At 52.5% G+C, this 18,772-nt stretch carries 9 protein-coding genes; 8 read left to right on the plus strand and 1 reads right to left on the minus strand.

The window, feature by feature from the left end:
* The first annotated feature begins 73 nt into the window (after positions 1-73).
* The 3 genes from H7K56_RS02940 (at position 74) to H7K56_RS02950 (ending at position 12,791) form a co-directional block, all read left to right on the plus strand.
* The gene (locus tag H7K56_RS02940) at positions 74-1,339 is read left to right on the plus strand and encodes a mechanosensitive ion channel family protein (RefSeq protein WP_150360945.1); all 1,266 of its coding nucleotides are present in this window, start codon (positions 74-76) and stop codon (positions 1,337-1,339) included.
* A 366-nt stretch (positions 1,340-1,705) separates the two neighbouring features.
* On the plus strand, positions 1,706-2,572 hold the full coding sequence (locus tag H7K56_RS02945; protein WP_150360946.1) for a hypothetical protein: 867 nt from the start codon (positions 1,706-1,708) through the stop codon (positions 2,570-2,572).
* A 49-nt stretch (positions 2,573-2,621) separates the two neighbouring features.
* Positions 2,622-12,791 (plus strand): non-ribosomal peptide synthetase, encoded by a 10,170-nt coding sequence (locus tag H7K56_RS02950; protein WP_150360947.1) that lies wholly within the window; start codon positions 2,622-2,624, stop codon positions 12,789-12,791.
* Between the two features lie 157 nt (positions 12,792-12,948).
* Here the strand turns inward: H7K56_RS02950 and icd are convergent, their stop codons facing one another.
* Complete coding sequence (gene icd, locus H7K56_RS02955) at positions 12,949-14,199, minus strand: NADP-dependent isocitrate dehydrogenase (RefSeq protein ID WP_010617214.1); 1,251 nt, start codon at positions 14,197-14,199, stop codon at positions 12,949-12,951.
* Between the two features lie 101 nt (positions 14,200-14,300).
* Between icd and rluE the strand changes: the two genes are divergently transcribed.
* From rluE to purB, 5 genes are read left to right on the plus strand one after another with little or no spacing between them, the layout of a single operon-like run.
* Entirely contained in the window at positions 14,301-14,969 is a 669-nt protein-coding gene (gene rluE, locus H7K56_RS02960; protein ID WP_072208614.1) for a 23S rRNA pseudouridine(2457) synthase RluE, read from the plus strand.
* Between the two features lie 44 nt (positions 14,970-15,013).
* A complete protein-coding gene (locus tag H7K56_RS02965) occupies positions 15,014-15,487 on the plus strand; it encodes an NUDIX domain-containing protein (protein WP_031279253.1) in 474 nt (157 codons plus the stop codon).
* A gap of 41 nt (positions 15,488-15,528) precedes the next feature.
* On the plus strand, positions 15,529-16,641 hold the full coding sequence (gene mnmA / locus H7K56_RS02970) for a tRNA 2-thiouridine(34) synthase MnmA (RefSeq protein WP_104186858.1): 1,113 nt from the start codon (positions 15,529-15,531) through the stop codon (positions 16,639-16,641).
* A gap of 34 nt (positions 16,642-16,675) precedes the next feature.
* Positions 16,676-17,317 carry a high frequency lysogenization protein HflD gene (hflD, locus tag H7K56_RS02975; RefSeq protein ID WP_150360948.1) on the plus strand — a complete coding sequence of 214 codons (642 nt, stop codon included), beginning with the start codon at positions 16,676-16,678 and terminating at the stop codon, positions 17,315-17,317.
* 44 nt (positions 17,318-17,361) lie between these two features.
* A complete protein-coding gene (purB, locus tag H7K56_RS02980) occupies positions 17,362-18,732 on the plus strand; it encodes an adenylosuccinate lyase (RefSeq protein WP_058780736.1) in 1,371 nt (456 codons plus the stop codon).
* The last annotated feature ends 40 nt before the right edge of the window (positions 18,733-18,772 follow it).

Raw genomic sequence — 18,772 nt, forward strand, 5'->3', positions numbered from 1 at the left:
CGCACGCGTCGCTTATCGTCCGTGGCCGCTTTATGTTTGAATTCCCGCCTCAACCGGCCGGCATGTGGTTAAAATGAATTACTTACGCGACATACAAACGTTTATTGAAGGCAACACGGTGCTCTCCGCCACCTTCAGCCTGCTGCTGTTACTGGTTGCCGGTATGGTCACCCATCTGATCTGCAAGTTCTTCGTGGTAAAAGTGGTGCGCCGCGTGTTCTTTAGCACGCATAAAAACCAGGTGCCGCTGGATAAAGACGTCCGGCTCTCAGAAAAGCTGTCGAATTTTATTCCGGTGATCACCGTCTATTACCTGCTGCAGTTTATGCCGGATTTGCCCGAGCATCTGCTGATCGCGGTGAAAACCATCTGCGGCATTCTGTTTTTTGTTTATCTGTCGCTGTTCTTTAACGAAGTGCTGGAGATCGTTAATAACTCCTATTCGCGTAAGTCGAAGCGTAAGAACCACTCGATAAAAGGTTATATCCAGATCGGTAAGATCCTGGTGCACATCATCTCCGCCATCATGATTCTGGCTATCATGTCGAACAAATCGCCAGTGATCATTATCTCCAGTCTGGGTGCGGTCGCGGCGGTATTGATGTTAGTGTTTCAGCACACCCTGCTGTCGCTGGTGGCCAATATTCAGGTGTCATCGAACGATGTGCTGCAGCTCGGCGACTGGATTGAAATGCCGGATAACGGCATCAGCGGTGAAGTGATTGATATCGCTCTGCATACCATTACCATCCGCAACTGGGACAATACGCTGTCGCGAATTCCGACCAAAAATTTCCTGACCGAAACCTACACCAACTGGCAGGCGATGTTCTCCTCCGGCGCGCGGCGTATCATGCGCAGCTTTCATCTCGACCAGACCTCGATTCGCTTTCTCGATCAGCAAATGGTGCAGCAGATGAGCCAGATTCGCGGCGTCAGTGAGCAGCTTTCAATCCTGATGGATGGCCGTGATAGCAGCGTGGTCGGTGACCGCTGGTTTGCGGAAAACGGCATTACCAACCTCACGGTGTTCCGTCACTATCTCACCGCCTGGCTGGCACAGCGCGACGATATTAAAAAAGATATGTATATCGTGGTGCGCGCGATGAAACCCTCACCCGAGGGATTGCCGGTAGAGGTTTATTGCTTTACCTCCTCGGTGCTGTGGGTTGATTACGAGAATTCCCAGTCAGCGATATTTGAATTCATCTACGCCATCGTCGGTCAGTTTTCGCTGCGGATTTACCAGCATCCGGCCGGCAATGATTTCTGGCGTTTGTCGCAGGCGCGCGATGCAACGCTTAACCAGACAAGCGCCCAGGAAGACCAACGTTACTAAGGCACGTACATTGCCCCACAGGAAAATAAAGTGGGGCAATGTCCCTGGCGCAGGTTGTTCTCTCACAGTAAAGGATTCTCATTTTTTGTTCAAAAGTGTCCATCAGATGACATTCACTTTATTGACATTTATTAAAGGAGGACAAACGAGCAATGCCAGACCACTCAATATAAGCAGTTGATAAAAAAAATAAAAAAACAGGACGACATCCGCTTATAAATCATCATAAAATTCCAGATAATATTTTAAAATAACGTAAATCTATTTTTTCAAATTGCCATAGACTGGTGCCATCATTTATTTGATTCCAGCTGCGTGATATTGTCACGGGATGTGACTATTCAGCACCAGGGATATCTACCACTCATGGACTTTTATCACTCTTCTCGTATTGCATGCTCTGACTACTATTTATTACGAAACTTTTATGGTCGTGACTTAGGCGGAGAGCGCTATTTTGAATGGAAACACCGAAAAGACACTACACTTAATAATAAAAAAAGAGTAATTTATTGCGAAGATAATGGTGAAAAGATTGGCATCATATTCACCACACAATATCAGTTCTCCAGTAATCATGGCTCACTAACCGTCAATCTAATTGGTGATCTTGGAGTCAATGACAGCATAAAATCACCCAGCCTGGTTAAAAACCTCCTGTTGTCAGCACACTGTTTTGAATCCGACGCAAGCTTGTGTTTTTCAGATGACAGGAAGATTGCCATTTACAATGCTATATTCAAGCGCAATCTGAAAACCATTAATCAGAACATTGCTTATGAAGATGTGACCATTAAAACTTTCTCAACAGATCAAGCTTATACTACATGCCCGTTAGATAAAGTTGATTTTCAGAATTTCAGAAATCATCTGGGAAGAAGCAAAGACAAAAACTATTTATCTTATTTAGAAAAACACCCTTGTTATCGTGATATTCTCGCCATTCAAAACACACAATTTACTGCAATTTTAGGTGTAACAGATGACTTCGTAGAGGTCCTGGATATATCCGGAACAAGCAATGAACACTTTCTCTGGGCTATCCGCGCCAGTAACGCATTTCATACAGTATGCAAAATATTATTACCTCGTTCCCGAACAGCTTTACTGTGTCATGCAACCGGTGAATTGCTTGAAACTAAACCGCTTAACCTGATGGTGTCCTGGTACACCGAAGCTAAATATACGTTCGATATTGATAATACCTGGATCTGCCGACTGGACCGTCGTTAATTACATCAGATAATCAATTTTTCCTTAAATTTTTCCAAAGGACTGAAAAATGAATCAACTTCCTCTTAGCCCTTACTCTATGTTATTCTGGAATGAGTTCGTTCGCAGACCTGATAGCGCAGACTATAACATCTCCATTTCACAACAACTTTCAGGTAAGTTTGATGCAGACAGGTTTGAATCAAGCCTGACGCGTTTCCTCGACGACCACATTATTTTCGATAGCCATTTATCATTACGTGACGGGCAGCCATTCTGGACAAGAAATAAAAGAAGAAACACCTTACAGAAGATTGCAAATGATAAAGAGCTTGACGAATTCATAAAACAACCCTTTGACCTGTTATCGGCCCCCCTTTATCGCATTGCTCTGCAAACACTCTCAGCCGAAAAAGTAATTTTCACCATTGTTTTCCACCATTTAATTATGGATGGGAGAATACAACGTGAGTTTTTCGATAAAATCAGCGGTTATTATAACGGTGCAGATATTATTAAAGCTGTCACTGCTGAGCAAATAACTGACAAAGTCATGCAAGCGAAAGAGAGGGTAGCCAGCCTTGACACAGAAGATACTCTGCTGCACTGGAAAGCGTTAACGCCCCGTTTGCCTGAAGCGGTCACTCTGCCCTTCGCGTCTGAGAAAAAAAACGCAGCAGCATCACATGATATTGTTGATGAAATACGTTTCTCGTTATCAAAAACCGATTTCAACAATAAGCGAAAAATTTCCCAGCGCCCCTTCATCGTATTTTCTCAGGTCTGGGGCACATTGCTTGCAAGATGCTCAGCTCAACACGCCATAGCGTTATTTTACCCCATTGCTATCAGGCAGTTATCAGGGCTCGAGATGGGGGCTCAGGTTAACAGCAGTGTAATGCTTGTAGAGGTTCTGGCGGATACAACACTGCGGGATTTATGTCAGCGCGAGAATCGTTTCAGTCTGATGAAAAATAAAGAGGGTGTTTACTATAACTACTTGCCAACCGACAATATTGTGGCGTTAAGCGGTTGCACGGATTTGCGTTTTAGCTTCGCTCAGACGCCACAGCGGGAATATTTGTTTGCTTTTGAAGGTTGCCAGGCTCAGCCGGTGCATGGACAGTATTATGATCTGGCCGGCGCTGATTTGTCGCTGGAGTATGAAGAAACGGAGCAGCACTTCAATTTTCGTCTGCGCTACCGGCGCGCTTTGTTTGACCACTCTACCGTATGTCGCTGTGGTGAGTACTTCCTTCACTTATTAATGTCTGCCATTCAGCAACCGGACGCTCCACTACTGTCACTGCCGTTACTGAGCGATGAAGAAATCTGCCGTTTGACCGCACCGAGCGACCATCCGGTAAAGACTTTCCGTTCTCTGGCTGAACAATTTGAGCTACAGGTTACCCAGCGCCCGAATATGCCCGCGGTATCAGGTGCAGGCTGCCCGCTAAGCTATCTTCAGCTTAACCATTGTGCGAATGTGCTGGCCCACCAGCTTCGGCAAAGAGGTCTTGACTCTGATATTCCTGTGGCTCTGCACTGTGAAAAAGGGCGCGAATTTGTTGTCGCTATGCTGGCAATAATAAAAGCGGGCGGCAGCTATATGCCAGTGGACATTGCCGCACCTACGGCGAGGAAGCACTATCAGCTGGAACATGCCGCAGTGCAGATAATGATTAGCCAGGCTCATTTCGTCACCGGGAACGGCGCATTGACAGCAGGCTGTAAACATCCGGTTGACATCCTGTTGTGTGACGTTGAAGAACTCCTGGCCATGCCGGAAATGGATAATCCACGTATCCCCTGTCATGACGATCCAACCGCAGCGATTTTCTTTACGTCCGGAACCACCGGAAATCCTAAGGGAGTGATTGTCACACAACAGGCTATCGCCGGACTTGTACAGGAGACTAACTATGTTAGCCTCAGCCCGCAGGATACGCTGCTATTTCTCGCCAGTCCGTCCTTCGATGCAGCAACATTTGAAGTCTGGGGAGCGTTACTCAATGGTGCGCGCCTCATCATTCCGGCGACTTCGCAACAACTGGTAAGCGATCCGGAAGGCTTTAAACGACTGTTGATGGATGAACAGGTATCGGCGCTATTTGTGACCCGAACACTGTTCGATACGCTCTATTTGATCGACAACCATATTTTTGATTCTGTCCGTCAGCTGATGGTGGGAGGAGAAGCGCTTACTCCTGACATCATGCAGGCTATCGTGTGCCAGTCGCCGAGACCGGAAAAGGTGCTGAATGCCTATGGTCCGACGGAGTGCACCACTTTCAGTTGCTGGTATGAAATCCTGCCCGATCGGGAGCAGAAGAGCATCCCGATCGGGAAAGCCGTAACAGGGCGCACCTTGTATGTGCTGAATGATCAGCTGCAGCTCCAGCCAGATGGTGCGCAGGGCGAGCTGTATATCGGTGGTCATGGCCTGGCTAAAGGCTATCTCGGTGATCCCGCGCTTACAGAGCGTAAATTTATTCCTGACCCTTTCGGTAACGGGCGCTTGTATAAAACCGGGGATCAGGTTACGCGACTTGCCGATGGCAACCTCGTCTATCACGGGCGCCATGATACTCAGGTAAAAATACGCGGCTACCGCATAGATTTAAGCGAGATTGAGGGCGCATTACTCCAGTCTGCAGGCGTACAACAGGCAGCTGTGTTAAACATTGTCGAACCGGAGAATCATTATCTTGTTGCCTGGTACGTATGCAAAACGGATAGTGCGGTAACGCCAGATGTTTTGCGTGAAAATCTACTGGCGCTGCTGCCGGAGTACATGATCCCTGCCATATTCCATCTGATTGATGAAATACCGGTCAATATTAACGGTAAGCTGGACCGTAAGGCACTTCTGGCCACGCATCAAGGCAAGGCGGGTGACGTGTCGCAGACCAGTACATTATGGGAGGCGCTGGTACTTAAAGAGTGGCTCAGGCTGCTGCCGGTCGCTTCTGTCGGGCTGGATGATAACTTCTACCGGGTGGGCGGTGACTCGGTGCAGGCCATTTTGCTGATTGCCGCCCTGCGTAAGCTGGGTCATACGCTTTCGCTTTATGAACTAAATCAGCATCCAACCGTACGCGCAATGGCGCAACTGCTTCAGTCGCGCAGCGTAGGGGCTAATGGCGGCGCAGAGGGAGTCCATAAGCCGATGCGGGGAACTGTACCGTTGCTTCCCGTGCAGCAGTGGTTTTTCAGCCAGCGCTATCCTCAGCCACAGCACTTTAATCAGGCGTTTACGCTGCATTTACCTGAAGATATTTCTGTTCTGATGTTACAGGAAGCGATTAACGCCCTTGTCGGGCAACATGACATGTTGCGCGCAAGCTTTCCGCAGTCAACGCCTTACGTACACGATGTTGACGATTACCCATGCCAGACTCTGCTGACCCTGCACCCGGGATCGATAACTGAACTGACACAACAGCTCACCCAATTGCAGTCAGATTTTGATTTAGAGCGCGGACCATTGTGGCGCGCGGCCATCATTCGCCAGCATCCTGCTGGTGGGGATTTTCTGTGGTTTGCCTTTCACCACCTGGTGATTGACATGTTTTCCTGGCGCATCCTGGCGCAGGACATTGAGCATTTTCTCCAGCATAAGTCTCTGCCCTCACCCAGCAGCAGCTATCAGCAGTGGGCGGACTCGCTGGCGGGCTATGCCGAAAGCTGGCCTGACGACGTGCTATGGTGGAGAAATGCACTACGTAACCTGCCAGCTAGCTCGCTGGTCGCCACGAAATCTGACCTGAAGATCGAGGTGATTTTATCATCAACACAAACAGAGCAACTGCTGGGAGCGGCAAATGAGGCCTGGGGAACAGAGATTAACGATCTGTTACTCAGCGCCCTGGCGCTGGCGCTACAGGCTATTTCAGGCCAGCGCCAACACTGCATTCTGATGGAAGGGCATGGCCGTGAAGCCTGGCAGGACACGATGGACTTTTCCCGGACCATAGGTTGTTTTACTTCGCTTTACCCACTTGTTCTCACGGCGGAAACCACGCTAGCCGAAACCATTATCGGGACCAAAGAGGGGCTACGACAGATTCCAGCGAAAGGCGTTGGGTTTGGGATTTTGCATCAGCAGAATCAACTGGCGGATATTACCCTGCCCGCAATAAGCTTCAACTACCTTGGGCAGTTAACGCTCACGAGCGAAAAACCCTGGACCTTATCGTATAAAAACACGGGCGAGTGGATTCACAGCGCTAACGCATCGAGCCAGATGCTGACCATCAACGGCGTGGTGGACCGCGGGCAACTTAGCTTCATCATTGAAAGCCAACTGTCTTCCGAACAAACAGAGGCTTTTGCGCAGGCGTTACACAACGCACTTGCAGAGATTGCTGAACTTGCTGTCCCTGCGCTGGCCAATCACTCAGGCAAAACGGCCAGTGATTATGGCACTCAACCTCTTGCGCAGGACGAGATTGTTCGGCTGAGAGCACGTTATCCGCAGATGAAAGCCCTGTACACGGCCACGCCCCTGCAACAGGGTATGCTGTTTAATGCTTTACGTTCGCCAGATGATGATGCCTATCACGTGCAGCAATTGATGCACTATCACTGTGCGCTGGACATCACCTGCTATAAAAAGGCATGGGTGCTGGCAGTTCAAATGTATCCAATACTGCGAACCGCATTTGACTGGCAGGGCGAGAATATCCTGCAGATCGAAATGAATAGCGCAACGCTGACTACGCAATGGCTTAAGGTTGTTGACCTCAGTGACTGCAGTGAATCGGAGCAACAGGCAGAAATTACGCGTCTGCAGCAGCAGGATAGATTGCAGCGCTTTGACCTGTCCCAGCCTGCGCTATTCCGGCTGCTAATCGTGAAATGCCAGCAGGAGGAATTTTACCTGCTCAAAAGTGAGCACCATGCCATATGCGATGGCTGGAGCATGACTTTGCTCTTTGAACAGGTGCATCGCTTTTACGATCTTCTGATAAAGGGCGAGCAGCCTGAGATAATTGAACAACAGAGCTGGCCGCAGGCACTCCAGTGGCTGCAGCGTCGGAAATCAATCACTGCAGAATTCTGGCAACAACAAAAGCAGCGGTTTGCAACGCCTAATAACCTTCAGGTTCTGGCACGTCCGGAAACGGATAAAACGTGTCCTCCGGCAGCATTCGTGCAGCATATTCTGACACCCACTGAGTTTGGTGCGTTTAAACAGTTGCTGGTTGAAAATGGCTACACCCTCAACACCGTGCTGCAATTCGCCTGGCACAAACTTATGCAGATTTATACTCAGGATGCCCAGACACAGGCCGGGTTAGTTGTCTCGGGCCGCGGTATGCCACTGGCTGAGATTGAAAACTGCGTCGGACCGTTCATCAATACCCTACCGCTCACCGTGGATTGGGCATCAGACCACAGCTGCGCACACGTGCTCACCGCTATCCAGCAGACGGTGGTTGATTTCAATAGCCATAGCAATATTTCTCTGAGTGCGCTGCAGGATGAAGGCATTTCACTCTTTCAAAGCCTGGTGGTGTGTGAAAACTACCCGCAAAGTCGTGATAAAGACGGCATTGCCGCCGCCTCGACGCTGCTGAAAGTGTATGGAAAGCTCGACTATCCGTTAGTGTTGATGGCTTATGAACTGAACAGCGGCCTCACGCTGCAACTGGACTATCACACGGACTGGCTAAGCGCCGCTCATGCCTCCACCTTACTGGCCTCGGTATTGAAGTTAATGACCCAGGCTCTGCAGAATGTTTCCTGTGCACACACGCAATTATGGCTGGAGGAAGAAGCACCGCAGGCACCGCTGTTGCCCTCTGTCTGCACATCATCACTGGCGACGCGCTTTGACTGGTGCGTCCAGCAATACGCCACTTCTACCGCGCTGTCCTGGGGTAATACGTCGCTGAACTACCAACAATTGGATCAGCGTGCCAGCTATCTGGCCAGCGTTATCACCGGGCAACTGGGTGAGCTAAAGCCGGACACGCCAATAGCCCTGCTGATGGATAAAAGCGCTGATTTTGTTATTGCCATGCTCGCCATTGTTAAAGCCGGGGGTTGCTATGTACCGCTCTCAACGGAATACCCGGCAGAGCGAATCAGCTGGATGCTGGATGATACCGCCGCCCCACTGGTATTGACGCAGGCTGATCACCTTGCGCTGGTCACAAAATATAATGCACTGTGCGTGGACACACTCATCCCGCAAGCGTGCAAAAGCGTGAATGCATCCGCAGACGCAGAGAGTCTGGGCGCGATCATATATACATCCGGAACGACCGGCACACCGAAAGGCGTTCTGATTGAGCAGGCCGCGATGGTCGAGCTGGTTGTAGACAACCCGTCGCTGCCCCTCACTGAAGAGGACAGCCTGCTCTTTCTTTCAAGCCCGGTCTTTGACGCCGCCACTTTTGAAATCTGGGGGGCCTTACTCAATGGCGGGAAATTAGTGATACCTGAGCTCAGTACGCAGGATCTGGCCAGTGATACCCGGGCATTCCAGTCATTGATGCAACATCAACGGGTGAGCGTCATGTGGGTGACGAGGGCGCTGTTTGATAATCTGTGGAAACGGGATAACCACCTGTTTGATAGCCTCAGCTACCTGTTAGTCGGCGGTGAAGCGTTAACACCGGAAATAATGTTAGCGCTGGCCAACCAGTCACCCCGGCCACAGCACATCATTAACGGCTATGGCCCAACAGAATGCACCACCTTTACTACTACCGCTGAAATTTTTGCCACAGATACGAGCGGCAGTCTTCCTATTGGCCGTGCCATTGCCGGTCGGCAACTGTACGTGCTGGATAGCCACATGCAGCCTGTTCCTCAGGGAGCAATAGGTGAGCTGTACGTTGGCGGACGCGGCCTCGCCCGGGGCTATCTGAATCGTCCGGATTTGACCGCAAAACAGTTTGTCACCTCGCCGAGGATTAGCGGACGATTGTATAAAACCGGCGATCAGGTGCGGATAAGGCCTGATGGCCAGCTGGAGTATTTAGGACGTAAAGACCAGCAGGTGAAAATTCGCGGCTACCGCGTGGAACTGCAGGAAATTGAAGCCGTGCTTAATCAGCAGCCTGGTGTGCAACAGTCCGTGGTGTTGCTGCAGGATACTGGGGGTGCACCGCAGTTATGCGCCTGGTATGTCCCGCATCCTTCAGAAGAGACATCTGTCCCGGCGCTGTTTATCGCACTGGAAAGCCGCCTGCCTGAGTATATGTTGCCTGCTAGCATCATCCCGATTGCAGAGATTCCCCTGACGATAAACGGGAAGCTGGCCCGTGAAAGACTTCCGCAGGCAACGCAGGCACGTGAAGTGCATTATCAGGCCCCTGTTACGTCATTAGAGAAAACGATCACCGCCGTCTGGCAGCAAATTTTGAAGACCGAACAGATTAGCGTGACTGACAATTTTTTCCGCATTGGTGGCGATTCTATTCAGAGCATCCTTGTTACAACCGCTTTGCGTAAGCAGGGAATTCACTGCACCACCCGGGATATCTTTAACGCCAAAAGCGTGCAACAGCTCGCCCGGCTTCTGGAAAGCAACGTCCAGTCAGAAACCCTAAGTGAACAGGGAGCGCTGACAGGGCCCTGCCCGTTGCTGCCGGTGCAACAATGGTTTTTTGCGCAGCAACTGATACAGCCAAACTGGTTTAATCAGGCCTTCACACTGTCACTGCCGGCAGGAACTGACACTGAGATTCTGCGGGCCAGCCTGCATAAGCTCATTGCCCATCATGATCTACTGCGCGCCCGTTATAAGGTCAGAAAGGGCTACGCAGAGCAGAGCTATAGTTCTGTCACAGTTGATATTCCCTTTAGCGTCTTTGACACTGCTGCCTGTGCGACAGCCTCTGAGCTCACACAGAACCTCACCCACTGGCAGAGCGATTTTTGTTTGTCAGAAGGGCCGCTATTCCGTTTCGTCATGCTGCATGATAGCCGTACGGATGCACCTCCATCCCTGTTTTGCGCCTTCCATCACCTGATTATTGATGCGGTGTCATGGCGCATACTCGCGGATGACCTGCAAACCCTGTGTGAAGGGCGGAAGCTGGGAAATAAAGGTACCAGCTACCGACAATGGGCACAGAAACTACGTGATTATGCCAACACGATTCCTCTGCAACAGCGTTACTGGGACCAGGTGATTGCTGGACAGCCGGATTACCGGAGGATGCTCACGGCGAAGACGACTAACTCATCGCGTATCGCGCGCTCGCTGACGCTAACACAGGCGAAAACGCGCGCCCTGCTTACCCAGGTGCATGATGCTTATAAAACGGAAATCAATGACCTGCTGCTCACGCCACTGGCTTACGCCCTGTCCAGCTGGCACGGCGGCAATGAGAGCTTCATCACCCTGGAAGGTCATGGGCGTGAAGCAATAACCAGCGATGTTGAAATCAATCGCACCGTTGGCTGGTTCACAGTGATGTACCCGGTGAAACTGAAGCTGTCTGCCTCGCCTGCAGCAACACTGCGCCATGTGAAGGATACGCTGCGACAGGTACCTGATAAAGGCCTCGGTTACTCCGCATTAAAATACAGTGAACAGGCGACAGCCCTGAAGCACCATGATTTACCGGCCATCAGCTTTAACTACCTGGGTCAGTTTACGACTGAAGAGGGAAGCGGGAGCTGGCAAATTGACCAGACGAAATGCGGAGAAACGGTAGCGGCGGAAAACGGCAGCAGTAACGTACTGGATGTAACTGGTCGGGTAAGAGGCGGACAATTGACGCTCATCTTCAGTGCCCTGCTGCCTGAGGAAGCGCTGGACAAACTTGTCGATGAATATCAGCAACAGCTGCTGGCACTTATCACGCACTGTCAGGAGGTACAGGCCGCTGGCGAGAGCTGGTTCAGCCCGGCTGATTTTCCTCATTGTGCATTGACATTACAGGAGCTGGATCGATTGCAGCGGCTGCACAGGCTGGATAATGCCTATCCGGTAACGCCAACTCAGCGCGAGCAGCTCTACTTCAACCGCATCAACAGCGATTATCAGATTGACCAGAGCATGGTGGTGATAGAGGGTGATTTCGATCCTGAAATCATGCGTCAGAGCTGGCAATATGCCGCTCAGCGTTATGACGTATTCCGCACTGGCTACAGCGACCGCGCCTGCCCGGGTGAGCCGGTTGCCTTTATTTGCAGGCAGACCGCAATTCCTGTTGTTATCGAAGACTGGCGTGAGTTACCACGTCAAAACTTGCCGGAGGCTCTCGAGCAACGTTTACTTGAAGACCGCCTCAAACCGTTTAATCCGGAGCAGCCACCCCTTATTCGTGTGGTGATTATTATCGGCCCGGACAATAAACACTATATGATGCAAACCTTTAATCACGTGCTCATCGATGGCTGGTCAAACAGTAATATCATTACCACCCTGATAAAAGACTACCGTGCACTACAGACTCAACAGGCTGTGAATGTGACGCCGTCAGGCTTTGAACCTTTCATAACATGGCTGCGCGGGACCGATCACTCTGCGGCTGAAACGTTCTGGTCCACCTATCTGGCGGGGGCCCCCATGAACCAACGTCTGCCCGTAGAAAAATTGCCGCCTGTTCAGCTTCAGCAGGAAAAGCGCATGCGTCAGATTCAGTACAAGCTTCGCGATACACTGACTGCCTCGCTATACCGGTTTGCAAGCAAAACAGGTTATACCGTTAATCAGTTAACCCAGTTAGCGTGGATGAAAGCGCTGGCTGCGCACATTCCAGGCGATGATATTGTTATTGGCACCACCATGAGCGAGCGTCCTGCCGGGATTGAACAGGTTGACAGGCTGGCAGGGATGTTTGTCGCAAGCCCGGTACTGAGGCTGCAAGGCATCCACAGCCGAAGTAATGAAGCGTTGCTGGCTGAGATCGCCAGCAGCCAGCCGGACAGACAGCAGTACGCTTTCCACGAACTCAATCACTATGACGACGTCTGGCGGCCTACGTCACCGTTTGGTAGCCTGCTGGTCTTTGAAAGCATGCCGGCACCGGAAATCGGCGACGACGTTCCTTTTACTCTGCAGCCGTATGGTGGATCCAGCGGCAGTAACCACCAAACGGTAATCTGTCTGTTACCTGATGCTAAGCATTTTAGTTTTATTGTGTTCTATGACTGCCGTGAAGTTGGAGATGAGACCATTCAGGCCGTAGCAAAACGCTTTATTGCAGAGCTGGAAAACCTCTGCCTGACTCCCAACGTTGTAATGGAGGGGCTGAAGATTAACGGGCGATGATCAATGAGTGGCCTTCATCGGAGGCCCTCAAAAACTAAGCCAGAGATCGGTTGCTTTTCCGATACAGCCTGGTGACACGAAGCGGTTATTAGGGGGCTTAAATATAAATTCACCCCGCTTTCTTCATGAGAAAACGGGGTGACAATAACATCAGTTATTACATGTTCGCGATGATCGCGTCACCAAACTCAGAACATTTCAGCAGCTTAGCGCCGTCCATCAGACGCTCAAAGTCGTAGGTCACGGTTTTGGCAGCGATTGCGCCTTCCATGCCTTTAACAATCAGGTCAGCCGCTTCGAACCACTCCAGGTGACGCAGCATCATTTCTGCAGACAGGATCACGGAACCTGGGTTCACTTTATCCTGGCCCGCATACTTCGGTGCCGTACCGTGGGTAGCTTCGAACAGTGCGCACTCGTCACCGATGTTGGCGCCCGGTGCGATACCAATACCACCTACCTGTGCCGCCAGGGCATCAGAAATGTAGTCACCGTTCAGGTTCATACAGGCGATAACGTCATACTCGGCTGGACGCAGCAGGATCTGCTGCAGGAAGGCGTCGGCGATCACATCTTTAACGATGATCTCTTTACCGGTGTTCGGGTTTTTGAACTTCATCCACGGACCGCCATCGATCAGCTCGCCGCCGAACTCTTCTTTCACCAGCTGGTAGCCCCAGTCTTTGAAAGAGCCTTCGGTGAACTTCATGATGTTGCCTTTGTGCACCAGCGTCAGGGAATCACGGTCATTGGTGATGGTGTATTCAACCGCGGCACGCACCAGACGTTTCGTGCCCTCTTCTGAACATGGCTTCACGCCAATACCACACTGCTGCGGGAAGCGAATTTTCTTCACGCCCATCTCTTCACGCAGGAATTTGATCACTTTGTCCGCTTCCGGCGTACCGGCTTTCCACTCGATACCAGCATAGATATCTTCGGAGTTTTCGCGGAAGATCACCATGTCGGTATCTTCAGGACGTTTAACCGGGCTTGGCGTACCTTTGTAGTAACGTACCGGACGCAGACACACGTACAGGTCCAGTTCCTGGCGCAGTGCCACGTTCAGGGAACGAATACCGCCACCTACCGGGGTAGTCAGTGGGCCTTTAATGGCCACGCGGTACTCTTTGATTAAATCGAGGGTTTCCTGCGGCAGCCAGACATCCTGGCCATAGAGTTCGACGGATTTTTCGCCGGTGTAAATTTCCATCCAGGAAATTTTTCGCTCGCCGTTGTAGGCTTTCTTCACAGCGGCATCAACCACTTTCAGCATCACCGGGGAAACGTCAACCCCAATACCGTCACCTTCAATGTAGGGGATGATCGGGTTATTCGGGACATTCAGTTTGCCCTGATCCAGGGTGATTTTTTGACCTTCCGCCGGAACAACTACTTTGCTTTCCATTAACCTCTCCTTCGAGCGATTTTTTGTTAATGATTTGTAAGATGCGCGTCAATACTACTTGAATATTTCCGCCACGCCAATCACCGCAGTTTCGCGCTATAATGCGCCGATTGTTACCAACTGCAAAGCCCATGCGAAAAACTTCTCAACGAATTCACCAGCATAAGCGCCCTGCTGCCCCGGCGCGCCAGCCCGCGCGGCGTGACACGCGGCCAAAAGGTCCGCGTCGCGTCATACTCTTTAACAAACCTTTCGATGTTCTGCCGCAGTTCAGCGATGAGGCTGGCCGCCGCACGCTGAAAGATTTTGTGCCGGTGAGCGAGGTGTATGCCGCAGGCCGTCTTGACCGCGACAGCGAAGGGTTAATGATTCTGACCAACGATGGCGCACTGCAGGCGCAGCTGACGCAGCCGGGCAAGCGCACCGGCAAAATCTATTACGTTCAGGTGGAGGGCGTGCCGCAGGAATCAGATTTATCCCGCCTGCGCAGTGGCATCACCCTCAACGATGGCCCAACGTTGCCGGCGGGCGCAGAAGTGGTGCCTGAACCTGCATGGCTGTGGCCGCGCACCCCGCCGATTCGCGAGCGTAAAGCCATCCCCACCTGCTGGCTGAAAATCACGCTGTATGAAGGGCGCAATCGCCAGGTCCGAAGGATGACGGCGCACATTGGCTTTCCAACGTTACGCCTGATCCGTTTTGCCATGGGTGATTACCAGCTGCAGGATTTGGCACCGGGCGAATGGCGCGACATCAGCGACCGGACGTAGTTTATACATTTCGATAACGTCAGGTTAACTATTTGGGAGGAACGATTTTTAAACCTCATGTAACCGTCGCCTGTATGGTGCACGCGCAGGGCAAATTACTGGTGGTGGAAGAGCGCGTCGACGGCCGCGTTACCTGGAATCAGCCGGCCGGTCATCTTGAGGCCGATGAAACGCTACTGGAAGCCGCGCAACGTGAGCTGTACGAAGAGACCGGCATCAGCGCGCAGCCCGACTATTTTCTCGGCGTGCAGCAGTGGATCGCCCCGGACCATACACCTTTTGTGCGTTTTCTGTTTGGCCTCGATCTGCCTGCCACCGTTACCACCACGCCACACGACAGCGATATTGACTGCTGCTGGTGGCTGTCGCCCGCGCAGATTCTCAGCGCAGAGACGCTGCGTTCGCCGCTGGTGGCCGAAAGCGTGCGGCTGTGGCAGCAGGGGGCCCGCTATCCGCTGCAGCTGATAGCCCCGTATCAGTGGCCGTTTCATGAGGGTGCGCACAACGCTTCCGCGTGATAGAATGCGCCGCCTGTTTTTATCGTAATCAAGAGTGCGTCATGTCTGACAACAGCCAGAAAAAAGTGATCGTCGGGATGTCCGGCGGCGTCGATTCTTCCGTTTCCGCCTGGTTACTGCAGCAGCAGGGCTATCAGGTTGAAGGCCTGTTCATGAAGAACTGGGAGGAAGACGATGGCGAGGAGTATTGCACCGCCGCTGACGATCTGGCTGACGCACAGGCCGTGTGTGACAAGCTCGGCATCAAACTGCACAAAATCAATTTCGCCGCTGAGTACTGGGACAACGTGTTCGAGCACTTTCTGGAAGAGTACAAGGCCGGACGCACGCCGAACCCGGATATTCTGTGTAACAAAGAGATCAAGTTCAAAGCGTTTCTCGAATTCGCTGCAGACGATCTCGGCGCAGACTACATTGCCACCGGCCACTATGTGCGCCGTGCCGATGTCAACGGCACCAGTCAGCTGCTGCGCGGTCTCGACGGCAACAAAGATCAGAGCTATTTCCTCTACACGCTCAGCCACCAGCAGATTGCACAGAGCCTGTTCCCGGTCGGCGAACTGGAGAAGCCTGAGGTGCGCCGCATCGCCGAACAGCTCGATCTGATTACGGCGAAGAAAAAAGATTCCACTGGTATTTGCTTTATCGGCGAGCGTAAATTCCGCGACTTCCTCGGTCGTTACCTGCCGGCCCAGCCGGGCGTCATCGAAACCGTTGACGGTGAAGTGGTCGGTGAACACCAGGGGCTGATGTATCACACCCTGGGTCAGCGTAAAGGGCTGGGCATCGGCGGACGCAAAGAGAGCAATGACGATCCGTGGTATGTGGTCGACAAAGATGTCGCGCGCAATACGCTGATTGTGGCACAGGGCGGCGATCATCCGCGCCTGATGTCGGTGGGCCTGATAGCACAGCAGCTGCACTGGGTCGATCGCCAGCCAGTAACCACTGCGCTACGCTGCACGGTGAAAACCCGCTATCGTCAGAGCGACATTCCCTGCGAGATCATTCCGCACGGCGACGATCGCATTGAAGTGCGTTTCGATGAGCCGGTCGCGGCCGTCACTCCGGGCCAGTCCGCGGTATTTTACCTCGGTGACGTGTGCCTTGGTGGCGGTATTATTGAACAGCGCCTGCCGCTGACAGAGGCCTGAGTCGGCACTGCCGACGCGTCTACAGGAGTGAAGCGTGGCTAAAAACTATTATGAGATAACGCTGGCGCTGGCCGGCGTTTGCCAGGCAGCCCATCTGGTGCAGCAGCTGGCACACCAGGGGCACTGCAACAACGCGGCGCTGCAGGTGTCGCTGCGCAGCCTGCTGGATTTAAATCCAGGCTCAACGCTGGCGGTGTTTGGCAACGATGAAGCCAACCTGCGCCCCGGGCTGGAAGCACTGATGGCGGTGCTGAACAGCGGCAGCCGGCAGAGTGCCAGTGCCGATTTGACGCGTTATACCCTGAGCCTGATGGTGCTGGAGCGTAAACTGCACGGTAACAAAACCGCGCTAAACACCCTGGCACAGCGCATCAGCCAGCTTGATCGTCAGCTGGCGCATTACGAACTGGAATCAGACACCATTACCAGCGCCATGGCCGGCATTTACGTTGATGTGATTAGCCCGCTCGGCCCGCGCATTCAGGTGACCGGCTCACCGCAGGTGCTGCAGAATTCGCAGGTGCAGAGCAAAGTTCGCGCTACGCTGCTGGCCGGTATCCGCGCGGCGGTGCTGTGGCAGCAGGTCGGCGGCGGTCGTCTGCAGCTGATGTTTGCGCGCCAGCGTCTGCTGCGCGAAGCGAAAACCCTTTTATCCCGGCTGGGTCCGGCGTATTAAGCGCCGCCCTGCCCTATATTGTTAACGATTCAGGAGTTGCACTGATGGAATTATCCTCTCTGACCGCCGTCTCACCTGTCGATGGTCGTTACGGCGATAAAGTCAGCCCGCTGCGTGCGATTTTCAGCGAGTTCGGTTTGCTGAAATTCCGCGTTGAGGTTGAAGTTCGCTGGTTACAGAAACTGGCCGCGACCGCAGAGATCAAGGAAGTTCCTGCATTTGATGCCGACGCAAACGCTTTCCTTGATGCAATTGTCGCCGGTTTCAGCGAAGAAGATGCGGCGCGCATCAAAACCATTGAGCGCACCACCAACCATGACGTGAAAGCCGTCGAATACTTTCTGAAAGAGAAAGTGGCCAACGTGCCGGCGCTGCACGCGGTGTCTGAGTTTATCCATTTCGCCTGCACCTCCGAAGATATCAATAACCTGTCACACGCGCTGATGCTGGAAACCGCACGCCGCGACGTGATCGTGCCGTTCTGGAACCAGATCATCACCGCCGTGAAGGGCCTGGCGCAGGAGTATCGCGACATTCCGCTGCTGTCGCGCACCCACGGTCAGCCGGCAACGCCGTCCACCATGGGCAAAGAGATGGCCAACGTGGCCTACCGCATGGAACGCCAGCTGCGTCAGCTGAGCAAGGTGGACGTGCTGGGCAAAATCAACGGCGCGGTGGGCAACTACAATGCGCACATCGCCGCGTATCCGGAAGTGGACTGGCATCAGCTGAGCGAGCAGTTTGTGACCTCACTGGGCATCAGTTGGAACCCGTACACCACGCAGATCGAGCCGCATGACTACATCGCCGAGCTGTTTGACTGCATCGCGCGCTTCAATACCATCCTGATTGATTTTGACCGCGACATCTGGGGTTACATCGCCCTGAACCATTTCAAACAGAAAACCATTGCTGGCGAAATTGGCTCTTCAACCATGCCGCACAAGGTTAACCCTATCGACTTCGAAAACTCCGAAGGGAATCTGGGGCTGGCCAATGCGGTGATGCAGCACCTGGCCAGCAAACTGCCGGTATCACGCTGGCAGCGCGATCTGACCGATTCTACCGTGCTGCGTAACCTCGGCGTCGGCGTCGGCTATGCATTGATCGCCTATCAGGCCACGCTCAAAGGTATCTCCAAGCTGGAAGTGAACCGCGATCGCCTGCTGGACGAGCTGGATCACAACTGGGAAGTCCTGGCAGAGCCGATCCAGACCGTGATGCGCCGCTACGGCATTGAAAAGCCGTACGAGAAGCTGAAAGAGCTGACGCGCGGCAAGCGCGTGGACGCAGCCGGTATGCAGGCGTTTATCGACAGCCTGGAGCTGCCGGAAGCAGAGAAAGTGCGCCTGAAGCAGATGACGCCAGCCAACTACCTCGGCCGCGCGATTCAGATGGTTGACGACCTGAAGTAATTCCTTGCTCTGAAAACTCAGGCTATGGCAAGTTGGTGTT

It is taken from the genome of Pantoea dispersa, from assembly GCF_014155765.1.
In the GTDB taxonomy this organism is placed as follows: domain Bacteria; phylum Pseudomonadota; class Gammaproteobacteria; order Enterobacterales; family Enterobacteriaceae; genus Pantoea; species Pantoea dispersa.

What these genes read in the sequence shown, in the direction of transcription:
- H7K56_RS02950 (WP_150360947.1), top strand. Translation starts at nt 2,622, where the DNA reads ATGAATCAACTTCCTCTTAGCCCTTACTCTATGTTATTCTGGAATGAG.
- H7K56_RS02940 (WP_150360945.1), top strand. Translation starts at nt 74, where the DNA reads ATGAATTACTTACGCGACATACAAACGTTTATTGAAGGCAACACGGTG.
- icd (WP_010617214.1), bottom strand. Translation starts at nt 14,199, where the DNA reads ATGGAAAGCAAAGTAGTTGTTCCGGCGGAAGGTCAAAAAATCACCCTG.
- purB (WP_058780736.1), top strand. Translation starts at nt 17,362, where the DNA reads ATGGAATTATCCTCTCTGACCGCCGTCTCACCTGTCGATGGTCGTTAC.
- rluE (WP_072208614.1), top strand. Translation starts at nt 14,301, where the DNA reads ATGCGCCGATTGTTACCAACTGCAAAGCCCATGCGAAAAACTTCTCAA.
- mnmA (WP_104186858.1), top strand. Translation starts at nt 15,529, where the DNA reads ATGTCTGACAACAGCCAGAAAAAAGTGATCGTCGGGATGTCCGGCGGC.
- H7K56_RS02945 (WP_150360946.1), top strand. Translation starts at nt 1,706, where the DNA reads ATGGACTTTTATCACTCTTCTCGTATTGCATGCTCTGACTACTATTTA.